The organism is Anaerotignum neopropionicum, assembly GCF_001571775.1.
Taxonomy (GTDB): domain Bacteria; phylum Bacillota; class Clostridia; order Lachnospirales; family Anaerotignaceae; genus Chakrabartyella; species Chakrabartyella neopropionicum.
This window is the reverse complement of record NZ_LRVM01000001.1, coordinates 74,799-87,692: the sequence shown is the minus strand read 5'-3', so window position 1 is coordinate 87,692 and position 12,894 is coordinate 74,799. Positions and strand designations below refer to the sequence as shown.

16 protein-coding genes and 1 riboswitch are annotated in these 12,894 nt (G+C 41.7%); of the genes, 10 read left to right on the top strand and 6 right to left on the bottom strand.

The window, feature by feature from the left end; genetic code table 11:
• Window positions 1–109 precede the first annotated feature (109 nt).
• Window positions 110–577, top strand: a complete 468-nt coding sequence (locus tag CLNEO_RS00470) for a methylated-DNA--[protein]-cysteine S-methyltransferase (RefSeq protein WP_066083398.1) — start codon at window positions 110–112, stop codon at window positions 575–577.
• Window positions 578–699: 122 nt separating this feature from the next.
• Here CLNEO_RS00470 and CLNEO_RS00465 read toward each other — a convergent pair whose 3' ends face one another.
• Window positions 700–1,212 (bottom strand): folate family ECF transporter S component, encoded by a 513-nt coding sequence (locus CLNEO_RS00465; RefSeq protein ID WP_066083396.1) that lies wholly within the window; start codon window positions 1,210–1,212, stop codon window positions 700–702.
• Window positions 1,213–1,350: 138 nt separating this feature from the next.
• A riboswitch (THF riboswitch) is annotated at window positions 1,351–1,450 on the bottom strand.
• Between the two features lie 71 nt (window positions 1,451–1,521).
• Window positions 1,522–2,094, bottom strand: a complete 573-nt coding sequence (locus tag CLNEO_RS00460; RefSeq protein ID WP_066083393.1) for a hypothetical protein — start codon at window positions 2,092–2,094, stop codon at window positions 1,522–1,524.
• Between the two features lie 211 nt (window positions 2,095–2,305).
• Here CLNEO_RS00460 and CLNEO_RS00455 point away from each other — a divergent pair, with 211 nt between their 5' ends.
• The 6 genes from CLNEO_RS00455 to CLNEO_RS00430 all read left to right on the top strand — a co-directional run bounded on the left by CLNEO_RS00455 (window position 2,306) and on the right by CLNEO_RS00430 (window position 5,385).
• Entirely contained in the window at window positions 2,306–3,016 is a 711-nt protein-coding gene (locus CLNEO_RS00455) for an ABC transporter ATP-binding protein (protein WP_066083391.1), read from the top strand.
• A 4-nt stretch (window positions 3,017–3,020) separates the two neighbouring features.
• Complete coding sequence (locus tag CLNEO_RS00450) at window positions 3,021–3,944, top strand: SufB/SufD family protein (protein ID WP_066083389.1); 924 nt, start codon at window positions 3,021–3,023, stop codon at window positions 3,942–3,944.
• Window positions 3,945–3,969: 25 nt separating this feature from the next.
• Window positions 3,970–4,494, top strand: coding sequence for a signal peptidase I (gene lepB / locus CLNEO_RS00445; RefSeq protein WP_066083386.1), 525 nt, complete (start codon window positions 3,970–3,972; stop codon window positions 4,492–4,494).
• 15 nt (window positions 4,495–4,509) lie between these two features.
• The gene (locus CLNEO_RS00440) at window positions 4,510–4,884 is read left to right on the top strand and encodes a hypothetical protein (RefSeq protein ID WP_066083384.1); all 375 of its coding nucleotides are present in this window, start codon (window positions 4,510–4,512) and stop codon (window positions 4,882–4,884) included.
• Between the two features lie 12 nt (window positions 4,885–4,896).
• Window positions 4,897–5,100 carry a PF20097 family protein gene (locus CLNEO_RS00435; protein ID WP_066083383.1) on the top strand — a complete coding sequence of 68 codons (204 nt, stop codon included), beginning with the start codon at window positions 4,897–4,899 and terminating at the stop codon, window positions 5,098–5,100.
• Window positions 5,101–5,178: 78 nt separating this feature from the next.
• Window positions 5,179–5,385 carry a DUF1858 domain-containing protein gene (locus CLNEO_RS00430; protein ID WP_066083381.1) on the top strand — a complete coding sequence of 69 codons (207 nt, stop codon included), beginning with the start codon at window positions 5,179–5,181 and terminating at the stop codon, window positions 5,383–5,385.
• 197 nt (window positions 5,386–5,582) lie between these two features.
• On the opposite strand, the gene CLNEO_RS00425 is transcribed toward CLNEO_RS00430, so the two are convergent.
• Both CLNEO_RS00425 and abc-f read right to left on the bottom strand, forming a co-directional pair.
• Window positions 5,583–6,248 (bottom strand): hypothetical protein, encoded by a 666-nt coding sequence (locus tag CLNEO_RS00425; protein ID WP_066083380.1) that lies wholly within the window; start codon window positions 6,246–6,248, stop codon window positions 5,583–5,585.
• A gap of 17 nt (window positions 6,249–6,265) precedes the next feature.
• Complete coding sequence (gene abc-f / locus CLNEO_RS00420) at window positions 6,266–8,182, bottom strand: ribosomal protection-like ABC-F family protein (RefSeq protein WP_066083379.1); 1,917 nt, start codon at window positions 8,180–8,182, stop codon at window positions 6,266–6,268.
• A gap of 140 nt (window positions 8,183–8,322) precedes the next feature.
• On the opposite strand from abc-f, the gene CLNEO_RS00415 reads away from it, so the two are divergent.
• From CLNEO_RS00415 to CLNEO_RS00405, 3 genes are all read left to right on the top strand, one after another.
• A complete protein-coding gene (locus CLNEO_RS00415) occupies window positions 8,323–9,024 on the top strand; it encodes a redox-sensing transcriptional repressor Rex (RefSeq protein ID WP_066084515.1) in 702 nt (233 codons plus the stop codon).
• Between the two features lie 133 nt (window positions 9,025–9,157).
• Window positions 9,158–9,748 carry a LysE family transporter gene (locus CLNEO_RS00410; RefSeq protein WP_066083378.1) on the top strand — a complete coding sequence of 197 codons (591 nt, stop codon included), beginning with the start codon at window positions 9,158–9,160 and terminating at the stop codon, window positions 9,746–9,748.
• 66 nt (window positions 9,749–9,814) lie between these two features.
• Window positions 9,815–11,161, top strand: a complete 1,347-nt coding sequence (locus CLNEO_RS00405) for an MATE family efflux transporter (RefSeq protein ID WP_066084511.1) — start codon at window positions 9,815–9,817, stop codon at window positions 11,159–11,161.
• 70 nt (window positions 11,162–11,231) lie between these two features.
• On the opposite strand, the gene CLNEO_RS00400 is transcribed toward CLNEO_RS00405, so the two are convergent.
• Together CLNEO_RS00400 and CLNEO_RS00395 are read right to left on the bottom strand one after the other, a co-directional pair.
• Window positions 11,232–12,050 carry a MerR family transcriptional regulator gene (locus CLNEO_RS00400; RefSeq protein WP_066083376.1) on the bottom strand — a complete coding sequence of 273 codons (819 nt, stop codon included), beginning with the start codon at window positions 12,048–12,050 and terminating at the stop codon, window positions 11,232–11,234.
• A 139-nt stretch (window positions 12,051–12,189) separates the two neighbouring features.
• Window positions 12,190–12,894, bottom strand: a complete 705-nt coding sequence (locus CLNEO_RS00395; protein WP_066084508.1) for an ABC transporter ATP-binding protein — start codon at window positions 12,892–12,894, stop codon at window positions 12,190–12,192.

Genomic DNA, 12,894 nt, shown 5'->3' with positions numbered 1-12,894 from the left:
CCACCGTTTATAAAAATCAAGTTTCGCACAGGCTTGCAGGGGCTAGGACAGAGTCCCCAGAATTTGTATTTGATACAACAGAATTACCACGCAGAAAAGAGGGGTTGAGTTGGAGAAAATATTTTTTTACCATAGCCCAATTGGCACCCTGGTTTTGGGCGAAGAGGAAGGCTTCCTTATCCGTTTGTCCTTTCAGGAGGCAATAAAAACGCCTTATATTATAGAAAAAACACCTTTGCTTGAACAGGCGGAGGAACAGCTGGAAGAATACTTCCAAGGCCAAAGAACAACCTTTTCTTTGCCATTAAAGCTTAAGGGAACAGAATTTCAAAAAAAGGTGTGGCAGGCATTGCAAGAAATACCCTTTGGTACGACTGCTTCCTATGGTGAGGTTGCAAGGCGAATCGGTAACCCAAAAGCCGCTAGAGCCGTTGGCATGGCGAACAATAAAAACTCAATAGCCATTATCATCCCTTGTCATCGGGTAATCGGTAGCAATGGCAAGCTGGTAGGCTATGGCGGAGGGCTGGAAAAAAAGGTTTTTTTGTTGGAGCATGAGGTGAAAAATCAAAAATAAAAAAAGCTGTTGGCTGGGGAGATTACTTGCCAACAGCTTTTTGTGTTTTTAAAACAAGGGGAAATCCTATGTTTTCTTGAATATTTAACAAATTGAAATATGGTTTTTCTGCCCTTAAATGCTTACGCTTTTTGCATTTTATAAATTTGGGGCGCATAGCCTGCCAAAATGCGAACTACAATAACTTGAATTACAATCATAACACAAGTTTGCACAATGCGTGTAGGCAGCAAAGCCAAGAATGGGGTTCCGTACAACATGGAAATCCATAGGGTGTTTAAAAGCAGTGAGCCAATTATTTGGGTTATAACTGCGGAAATCACGATATTTTTCATATCTGCTTTTTTGTAGAGAAAAATGCCAAATAGGATACCCGTTAAAAAAGCGGTAAAGGTAAACCCTGGAAAATATTGTCCGATGGGGAATAGTGTTGCCCCAAGAAAATCCGCCACTGCAGCCACGATTGCTGCGGGAATGGGCCCCAAAAGAATCCCCGCCAAAGCGATCGGCGCAAAGGCAAACCCGATTTTTAAATTCCAAGCAGCAATAGAGAGAAAACGGGACAGAATAACGGAGATTGCCACCAAAAGAGCCATAATCACAAGGCGATGGGTGTTGGAAAATGTTTGTTGCATGAAAAAGGACCTCCTTTTTGTTGGTTCGGGGTCTTTTTGAAAATAAAAAACCCCTTCATTATCGTGATAAATACGCAAATATCCCCAGACATTCTGGGGTTGCTGTGATAATAAAGAGGAATTGCTTCTTCATTATTTGACAGCGGGATGCGGGGTTTGTACCGCAAGGAAAATCCTTTTCGTTCCTGTGGCAACTCCCCGTCCACAAGACACTTAACGCACAAAGCCCTACTCTGTATTTGCACATGGATTTTCTTTTCCATGCAAAATTATTCTAGCACTCTTTTTGTATTGGGTAAATAGGCTTTTTTACAAAACAAAAGCACGGGTAAAGTGGTATTTTGAGTCAAAAGTACCCGCCAATAAAACTTTACCCATATCCATACCAAATTCTTTTGTTAATTTTACAAATAGTTGGTCACTTTCCATAAAACCGCCGTTGGAAAAGCAAAAGCACATGGCAAAGGCGTCCTTGGGAATTTTACCAAAATCCTCCTCACAAAGGGCAATGATTTTTTTACCCTTTTCCTCTGAAAGCCGTTCCTTTAGCTCGGAAAGCTCAAAATCCAGGTGTAAAAACCCTTGGGAGGCATAATAAATTGCTGTAATAAAATCAGCCAGGTCTGCTTCTTGTTGAAAGGGCAGGGTATTTTGGGTGGGACGAGGAAAATCACCCACAGTGCAGACAAACCACGGGGTTTCTCCTGCAAAGAAGGAAGTGGCGTATAATTTTTTTGTTAGTATATTTGTTTCATTGATTGCAAATACCAAGGTATTGCCTGTAATTTCAGAAGCAATGGGCAATTTTCTCTGTTTTAGTAAAGAAATAAGTTGAGGGGATGCGCCAAAAAGACGAATTCCGTCCGTATGAAAGCCGAGCATGAGGTGCCCTCCTTTTTTATGTTTGATTTTGTATCTATACTATTGTAATATAGAGAAGCAAAAAAGAAAAGGTGGTTTTTATACAGGAAAATCGCTAAAAAAACGGAAAAATATTGACAGTCTCTTTGGAAAATTGCTATAATTTAGGATAGCGTTTTTCTATGAATTTGCAAAACAAAAAGGCATGAGCCTTTGAAACGGAGGATAGCGTATGTTGGAGTTGAAAAATGTTTCTTTTTCAGCAGATGGGAAAGAAATATTAAAAAATATTAATTTGGTTATTGAGAATGAAAAATTTGTGGTAATGACAGGGCCAAATGGTGGTGGAAAATCAAGCTTGGCTAAAATTATTGCAGGGATTCAAAAGCCCGACAGCGGTCAGATTTTGCTGGATGGAAAAGACATTACCGATTGGAGCATTACAAAACGTGCCAATTCGGGCATCAGCTTTGCTTTTCAACAGCCTGTTCGCTTTAAAGGCGTTACGGTAAAGGATCTGATTACCCTTGCCAGCGGTAAAAAAATGAGCACAATCTCGGTATGTCAATATTTATCGGAGGTTGGTCTTTGTGCAAAGGACTATATTGACCGTGAGATTAACGGCAGCCTTTCCGGCGGCGAATTAAAGCGTATTGAAATTGCAACGGTTATGGCAAGAAAAACAAAGCTTACCCTTTTTGATGAGCCGGAGGCGGGCATTGACCTGTGGAGCTTTAAAAATTTAATTGATGTATTTGAAAAAATGCATGCGGAAGTCAGGGGTTCTATTTTGATTATTTCTCATCAGGAGCGGATTTTAAACATTGCAGATCAGATTGTGGTAATCAGCGGTGGACAAGTTTCCCAGGTAGGAACAAAAGAAGAGGTTTTGCCCGGATTATTTGGCGTGGATTTGGGCTGTAAGTATTTTAAGGAGGTATAATGCCATGTTGAGTGATGTAATAAAAAATTTGCTCTCTGAGGTGGCGGGAATTCAAACCATACCTACCACGGGAGCGTTTAATATTCGCAATAACGGCAAAAGCGCGGGGAGTAGTTCCACAAAAAATATTCAGATTATTCCCAAGGCGGATGGTTCCGGCATTGATATTTATATTAAGCCGGGGACAAAAAATGAAAGTGTGCATATTCCTGCGTTGGTGACGGAAACAGATATGCATGATGTAGTATACAATGATTTTCATATCGGAGAGGATGCCGATGTAACCATTGTTGCAGGATGCGGGATTCATAATTGCGGCAGTGGTATATCCCAGCATGATGGCATTCATCGTTTTTATGTAGGCAAAAATGCAATCATGAAATATGTTGAAAAGCATATTGGAGAAGGGGAGGGAGATGGGCAGAATATCATCAATCCCCAAACGCATATTATAGCAGAGGATAACAGCTATATTGAGATGGATACTGTGCAGTTGAAGGGCGTGGACTCCACAAACCGAATCTCCAGCGCAAAGCTGGCCGCCGGTGCAACGGTTGTAATCAAGGAAAAAATTATGACCCATGGTTCCCAGTATGCGGAAACCTCCTTTGACGTTGATTTAGAAGGCGAGGGCAGCAGCGCAAAGCTGATTTCCCGTTCTGTTGCCAGAGACAATTCCAGACAACTGTTTCGCTCCAAGCTTTGCGGTGAGAATGCTTGCTATGGCCATTCTGAATGTGATGCCATCATCATGGATAACGGCATTGTTGCGGCAGAGCCGGAAATTATTGCCAATAACGTAGATGCTACGCTGATTCATGAGGCGGCTATTGGTAAAATTGCAGGAGAGCAGTTGACAAAGCTCATGACCTTGGGTTTGACGGAAAAAGAAGCGGAAGCCCAAATTATCAATGGGTTCTTAAAATAAATATTATCCCAAAGGAGATGGGTATGTGAGCGGTACGATAAAGAGGGAAATCATCAGTTGGATCAAGACTGTTTTATTGGCCATAATATTAGCTGTGCTGGTGAATAAATTTCTCATTGTAAATGCGGAGGTTCCTACAGGTTCCATGGAAAACACGATTATGCCGGGAGATCGTATTTTGGCCATGCGTACGTCATATTGGTTTGATGATCCGGAAAGAGGGGATGTGGTTGTATTCCGTTATCCAGATGATCCCGAGGGCAAAACCTTGTATGTAAAGCGCATTATCGGCGTGGGCGGTGATGAAGTCGTCATAGAAAACGGAAACGTTTATGTGAATGGCGAAGCGCTGGAGGAGCCCTATATCAAAGAAATCACTCAGGGGAATTTTGGGCCCTACGAGATACCCCAGGATTGTTATTTTATGCTGGGGGACAACCGAAACAGATCGCTGGATGCCCGATATTGGGAAAATCAGTTTGTAGAGCCGGATGCAATTTTAGGTAAGGTTAAGTTGCGTTACTTCAAGGGTTTCAAATGGATTTCTTAATCGGGGGGATGGAAAATGAAGAAAAAGGATAAGCTGCTTTTAGTGTTTCTTGGGTTTTTGGTGGTTGTGGCTTTTGTGGGCGGACAGTTGTGGAACAGCTACAAGGATTTTACCAAAGAAAAATGGGTAAACTACGAAGGCAACAGCAGGCAGGCGATTGTAGACAATTTTTTTGATCGTACCATTGTGAATGATCTTTCCGAAGAAGAGTTGGTGGAATACTTAGGTGAGCCTGATCAGAGGAAGGAAGCGGAAATGCTCTACTATTTGGGTACGCCCAAAGGCTTGTTTGGAGATAGAGAAGGTGAGGAAGAATTTTTATCTTTTACTTTTATAGACGGAAAAGTTACAGGCGTATCAAAGGTTTCTGCGTCTGCCATGGCAGAATAGGAGATGGTAGGTATGAAATGCCCTTTTTGCGGTGAAGAAATGACCGAGGGGAGCTTGGAATCGGGAAGATATTTCATTTGGAAGGCGGAAGACGAGCGTGGCAAAAAGCAAGAATACCTGTTGGCAAAAAGCTATATGGGCAGCGTAAAAATAAAGGGTGATATTTGCCCCTATTGTCGAAAGCTGATTTTGGATATTCCAGAAGTTCAAACATAAAAATTTAAAGAATTAATATTTATAAGTGGTTTTTGACAGAATACTTAACAGAAAAAATATAAATGAGGAGGAATTAAAATGAAAGCGACGAAGGATATGACGATTGGTGAACTTTTAATGATGGATAGAGGTGCAGCTGCAATTTTAATGGGAAATGGGATGCACTGTGTTGGATGCCCCTCGGCAGCCGGCGAAACCTTGGAAGAGGCAAGCATGGTACATGGTATGGATGTGGAAAAGCTTATGCAGGATATCAATGATTATTTGGCAAACAAAGGCGAATAATTCTGTGGTAAATGCACAGTGTTTTTGAGCGGGAATTGAAACAGGCTGTAGTGGAGTTTTCCATTACAGCCTGTTTTTTCATGCCGATGAAGGTACTGGATAATTTCGTGATCATAGCGAATCGATAAATTTTCCGTTTGGACGTCATCAAAAAAATCTTCCGCTGTCAGTATACCCACCATGAAATCAGGGCTTCCCTAAATTTCTTTGTCGGCATTTTCGTGCTTTGCCAATTGTGCTTCCAAAAAAGAAAAATCCACGCCGGTAACCCTATCCGGCCAGCTTTCTTTACTGCTTTTCATTTTTTCATTTGCCTCTGCCCATTTGCCTTCCTGCATTGCTTCAAAAATTTGTACAAAGGCAATTAAGCGGGGTAAATTTCCACCCATGGGCAGACTAAGAATTCGTTTTTTATATTTTTTGATAATCTCCATTGCCGATTCGTTTTCCCCAAGATGGATTAAAACATAGGCAAGGTTTAAAAAATAAACGGCACCATTTGCTTTTTTTAATGCACCGCTGTTAATTCTTTTTAATTTTTGCTTTGCTGTGATAAAATCGTTCTTTTCCATATAAGCAACGGCAATATTCATAATCAACATTGAACGGATGTTGGTTGGGAGCCTTCCTTCCAGCAACTTTTCCGTTTCTGCAATATAAGTGTCGGGCTCTGTTTCAATAAGGGGCAAAAGAGCATTCACCTTTTGTGCGAATTTTTTAAACCAAAATGCATAATACGCACCGCCCACCCCGATAGCAAGGATGACTACATAATATAAAATGTCTGCATTTTTCCCTAAAACATTGCCTCCTCCAAAAATAACCAAAACCAACAATAAAAATAAAACATATATTATTCTCATTTGACTTCCTCCTTTGTTTATTGAAGCTCCTCCCACTGGGCGTAAAGAAGCTCTAATTTTTCTTCCAGTTTGATTTTTTCTTCGAAAATCTGCTGCGCCTTGGTATAGTCTGTGCTGGCCAGCGCCATGTTATCGTCGGCTTTTGCGATGGCGGTTTCGGTTTTCTCAATTTCTTGCTCCAAACGAGAAATTTTTGCCGCCAATTTTCGTTCTGCCGCCTGTTGTTCCTTTTGCTTTAGCCAATCCGTCTTTGTTTCACTGGTATTTGGCGTGGGGGCAAGGGAAGTGCTGCCGGCATCCTTTGCCTTTTCTGCTTCATTGCGCAGGTAATCCGCTTTTTTCTCCAGATAATAATCATAATTTCCGGCATATTCTACTACGCCATTGGGTGTTAATTCCAGAATCTTTTCCGCTGTTTTATTGATAAAATAACGGTCGTGGGAGATATAGACAACGGTTCCTTCGTAGCAGTTTAAGGCATTCTCCAAAACTTCCTTGGAAAACATATCTAAATGGTTTGTAGGCTCATCCAGCATAAGTAAATTTGCCTTGGAGAGCATGATTTTTGCTAAGGAGACCCGCCCTTTTTCTCCACCGCTTAAAGCGGCAATGGGCTTAAAGACTTCATCGTTGGTAAATACAAAGGCGGCCAAAACATTTCTGATTTGTCCCGCCGTTAGGTTGGGGTAGGTATCAGCAATTTCACTGAAAATTGTTTTGGATTCGTCCAGCTTTTGCTGTTCCTGATCGTAGTAGCCAACATGAACATTGGTGCCCAAGCGAATGATTCCGCTGTCTGAGGCAACCTCTCGCAAAAGCATCTTAAACAGTGTGGATTTACCTACGCCGTTTGGGCCGATGATTGCAGCTTTTTCTCCCCGCCTTACATCAAAACCCACATTTTGGAATATTTTGTTTCCGCCGTAAGTCTTGGAGAGTTCTTCTGCATGAAGTACATCGTTACCACTTGTAATCAGCGGGGTTAAGGTTAAGCGCATATGATCCGGCAAAGAATCGGGCCGATCCACACGCTCAATTTTATCCAGTGCCTTTTCGCGGCTTTCAGCGCGCTTGATTGATTTTTCCCGATTGAAGGCACGAAGGGTACGAATGACATCTTCTTGACGCTTCAGCTCCTTTTGCTGCGTGTCAAAGGCTTTTTGCTGAACATCTCTGTTGATTTCCTTTTGATTAAAATAAAAGCTGTAATTACCGTTATAAACATTGGATTTTTTGTTTTCGATTTCCACAACCTTTGTAACGATTCTATCCAAAAAATAGCGATCGTGGGAAATAATTAGAACAGCCCCTTCATAGCCCCTTAAAAAATCCTCCAGCCATTCGATGGAGGCAATGTCCAGGTGGTTTGTAGGCTCGTCAAGAAGCAAAATATCAGGCTTGGAGAGCAAAAGCTTGCCAAGGTAGATTCGGGTTTTCTGCCCGCCGGAAAGCTGGGTCAAAGGGCGATTAAAATCTTCCTCGCCAAAGCCAAGACCCTTGAGCACCCCGCGCAAGCGGCTTTGATAGCTATATCCGTCATTTTGCTCAAAAAAATGCTGCAAAAAGGAATATTCCTCCATCTTGTCGGACAATTCTTGTCCCAGAAGGCGTCCCATTTCGTTTTCCATTTCACGAAGAAGTGTTTCGGTTTCCAATATTTTTTGGAAAACCGATAGCATTTCTTCATAGATTGTGCGGCTGCTTTCGATTTGCTGATTTTGAGCCATATAACCAAGGGAAGCATCCTTTTTGATATAAAATTCTCCGTGGTCGGCAGGGGTTTCTCCTGTTAACACACGGAATAAAGTTGTTTTACCGGCGCCGTTTACCCCGACAATGGCGGCTTTTTCCTTCTCCTCCAGGTGAAAGGTGATTTTGTCTAAAATGACATCAATCCCATAAGCTTTGTGTAATTGTTTACATGCAAGTATCATTATTTTTGTCCTCCGTTTTTTCTGGGGATACAAGTATAATGATAGCAGAAATGCGGCGAGAATAAAAGAGTTATTGTTGACAATAAAATAACAGGAGTGCTATACTGAGGATAAGTTGACAAGGAGAGGATTTGGATAAAATGGATAGTGAAAAGAGAATTTCGCCGGCGGTGATTAATCGGCTTCCACGATATTACCGCTACTTGGGCGATCTTTTGGAGAGCGATATTACCAGAATTTCATCAAAAGAACTTAGTGCAAAAATGAACATTACTGCATCTCAGATACGTCAGGATTTAAACAATTTCGGCGGATTTGGACAGCAGGGCTACGGCTACAACGTTGAATATCTTTATAACGAAATAAAAAAGATTCTTGGTTTGGACAGATTGTACAATATGATCGTTGTCGGTGGGGGCAATATTGGTCAGGCTTTGGTAAATTATACAAATTTCGAAAAAAGAGGTTTTGTAATAAAGGCTGTATTTGATACGAACCCACGCTTAATTGGAATGACCATTCGTGGCATCGAGGTTTATGATGTTGATCAAATGGAGGAATACATCAAGAATCACAACGTAGATGTAGCGATTCTTACGTTGCCTCGTTCAAAGGCGGCGAAGGTTGCCAATGACTTGGCAAAGTGGGGCGTAAAAGGCATGTGGAATTTTAGCCATGTGGATTTACAAGTACCCGATGATGTTTTGGTAGAAAATGTACATCTTACAGACAGCTTGATGACCTTGATTTACAAGATCAACGAGATGTACAGTGAGGAAAATGAATTAAATCAACTCGCCAATGGATTACCCATAAAACCTATAATTGATTTGGAAGATTAATATTGCAAAAAACTGCTCTGTTGAGGGCAGCTTCAGGGTGTCGACAAAGTCGACACCCATTCAATAAAGTCTTTTTTAGTCCAAAGCTGCTCCAAAGAGGGCAGTTTTTATTTTACATTGAAGGGTGAGTGTTTTGTTACATATTTTTGCGTTCATTTCCTACGTTTTTATTTCCTGTATTACGCCGGGGCCAAACAATATCATGTGCATGAACAATGGTGGGAAATACGGGGTGAAAAAAAGTCTGCCCTTTTGCGCTGGTGTAGCGACAGGCTTTTCTTTGGTCTTAATTTGCTGCATGCTATGCAATCTTTTTTTATACCGCTATATCCCTAAAATTGTGGGCGTAATGACGGTTTTTGGTGCGGTCTATATTCTTTACCTTGCTTGGATCGTTTGGAGGGACAAGCCCAAGAAAACGAAAAATAGAAGGTATTCGTTGGATACATTGGCCTTTTCAACGGCGATAATGCTTCAATTTGTAAATCCTAAGGGCTTGCTGTTTGGAATGACATTGATTACGAGTTTTGTTTTTCCCTATGATCAATCCATGCGGGTTTTTTTGCTGGTGCTTGGGTTTAACTGGATTGTGGTTGCCTTTAGCTGTGGCTGTTGGGTGCTGTTTGGCTCGGTTTTTCATAGCTTTTTCGAAAAATACAGAAGGATTTTGAATGGGTTTATGGCTTTGCTTTTGGTTTACTGTGCTGCCTCGTTATTTATTTAGGAGGGCAAGCTTTACAGTGGATATGAAATTCGGAATGTTTAGATTTGGGGAGTTAAAAGATTTATGATGGAAGCAAATGAGAAAAACCATATATTTACAAATAGAGATTTACAAAGATTAATTATACCCATCGTGATTGAGCAATTTTTGGCGATTTTAGTAGGTCTATCTGATTCCATTATGGTTGCAAGCGTGGGCGAGTATGCCGTATCCGGCGTTTCCTTGGTAGACAATATTTTTATTTTGCTGATTTATTTATTTGCCGCTTTGGCCACAGGCGGAGCAGTGGTTGCAGGGCAGTTTTTGGGACAAAACAACCGGGAGAAGGCCTGCATGGCAACGGATCAGCTGGTGCTTTTGACGGGAATTTCTGCTGTTATCATTACAGGGGGCATCTACCTTACCAGGGATTTGATTTTACATAATGTTTTTGGTAAAATTGAAGGCAACGTAATGGAAAGCGCAAAAATCTATTTGATGATTGTATCCGCATCCATTCCCTTTATTGCCCTTTATAATGCGGGTGCCGCCATATTCCGCTCTATGGGCAATTCCAAGGTGCCTATGTTCCTTTCCGTACTGATGAACGCAATTAATGTGGGTGGAAATGCCATTTTGATTTTTGGTTTTGGCATGGGAGTCAAGGGGGCAGCCATTGCCACGTTAGTATCCCGTATTGTTGCCGCTGTGGGTATTATTTTGCTACTGCGCGGGCAAGAGCATATGCTCCATCTTTCCAGACCATTTTCCTTTCGTCTGAAAAAGGATTTGATTCAAAAAATAGCTTTTATCGGCATTCCCAATGGCTTGGAAAACAGTATGTTTCAGCTGGGGAAAATTTTGGTGCTGAGTATGGTAACCGGGTTTGGTACAGCGGCAATTGCCGCAAATGCAGTGGGCAATATCACAGCCACGTTCCAAATTATGCCGGGCTTGGCTGCCGGCATGGCCCTGGTTACAGTAAGCGCTCGCTGTGTGGGTGCAGGGGACTATGCTATGGCAAGATACTATACTCGAAAAATTTTAAAGCTGATTCATATTTTAATTTTTCTGTTCAATTTTGTAATTTTATTGGCATTGCCGGGAATTTTGATGCTGTATCGTCTTTCTCCCGAGGCCACGAGGCTGGCAACGGAAATCACATGGCTTCATGGTATTTGTGCCGTTATCATATGGCCAGAGGCATTTTCTTTGGCAAGCACCCTTCGTGCGGCAAATGATGTGAAGTTTTGTATGGTCTGGTCCATTTTTTCCATGTGGGTCTTCCGCATTGTATTTAGCTATATTTTAGGTGTTTATTTTGAAATGGGGTTATTTGGTGTTTGGACTGCTATGATTATTGACTGGTGCGTTAGGGCAATATTTTTTATTTACCGTTACCGAGGAACCAAGTGGCAGCTACATAAGATTTAGGAATAAAGATAAAAGAACCCGATTGCTTGCAATCGGGTTCTTTGTTGTTTATAATAAGCAAGCCTTTTGCTTATTTTTTCTTCACTGGATAGCACACCTCGGTCACCCATTGACTGCTGTCTTGCGTTTCATGAGGGCTGACATGATAAATTGAGAAAGATAAGCCGTTAAATTCATAACCGTTATCCTTTACCCAATTGGCAACCGCCGCATTGACCTCGTTAATCTTGTCGTAGCTGCCCTGATAGGTGGCGGAAGCAATGAAAATAGGAGGAACGGTTTTGAATACAACATGCTCTGTATTGGGATAATTGCCCTTTACGGATTTTTGTACCTCAACATCAACATCACATTCCTTATGCTCTCCATCGTGGAAAATGGCAAGGGTATAGCAGGGTTCTGTATCCTGTATTTGCAAAGGGGCGGTTTCCTTTACTAAGATATGCCAAAGAATTCCTTCTTGGTCATAGGAGGGGATAATTTGTCTAACGCTTGCAACATATCTTTCTGGCAATTCTTTTATTGATACACTATACGTCATAGCTGATTCATCCTTTCTGAGTTTGGCCATGGTTGTTTCCAAAAGAATCAAGCGGCGTTCAAGCTCACCGGCTTCCTCTGTGACCTCGGCTTTCTTGACGGAAAGAAATTGAAAAAAAGCATCACGATCATCGAAGTTTTCTAAAATTTCTTTTGTGGCCATCAAAGAGAACCCCATGTTTTTTAGGAAGGTAATCCTTTCGGCAATGGGAAGCTGGGCTTCGCTGTAATATCGGTATCCACTGAAGCGGTCTATGACCTCTGGCGCCAATAGGCCGATTTCATCATAATGACGCAGCATTCGTATACTGATTCTGGATAATTTTGAAAACACACCAATCTTAAGCATTTTGTCACCTCGCGCGTGGTTTATTTGAGCTCAAACTCAGTATAGAGTATTACATTATGTGAGAGTCAAGAGGAATTTTCAAATCATTTTAAAAAAATTCCCCTTGCGGTTTTTTTGTAAAACACCACAAGGGGAAGAATTATTTTGTTTTTCCCAAATATGCCTGTTTGATTTTTTCGTTGGCCAAAAGCTCCGCTCCGGTGCCCTCCATGGTAATGGTTCCGGTTTCAATCACATAAGCCTTATGGGCAATTTTTAAAGCCATGTTTGCATTTTGCTCAATCAATAATACGGTAATACCTTCTTTGTTGATGGTCTGGATAATATTGAAAATATCCTTTACCACCAAAGGCGCAAGGCCTAAAGAGGGTTCATCCATCATAATTACCTTTGGACGACTCATAAGGGCACGACCAACGGCCAGCATTTGCTGCTCTCCGCCGGAAAGGGTGCCTGCCATCTGCCATTCTCTTTCCCTTAAGCGAGGGAACAGCGTAAAGACATATTCCAAGTCATCCTTCAAGCTATCCTTGCGCAAATAAGCGCCGATTTTCAGGTTTTCCATTACCGTAAGGTTGGGGAAAACCCTTCTGCCCTCGGGAACCAGGGTAATGCCTTGAGAAACAATAAAATCGGGGGACTGCCCCACAATTTCTTTTCCTTTATAGAGAATGGAGGCCTGCTTTGGCTTCACCAAGCCGGAAATGGACTTTAGCGTGGTAGATTTTCCGGCACCGTTTGCGCCGATTAAGGTTACAATTTCTCCTTCGGGAACGGCCATTTGAATGCCTTTTACAGCCTCAATACCGCCATAGGAAACCACCAAATTTTTGATCTCTAGAAT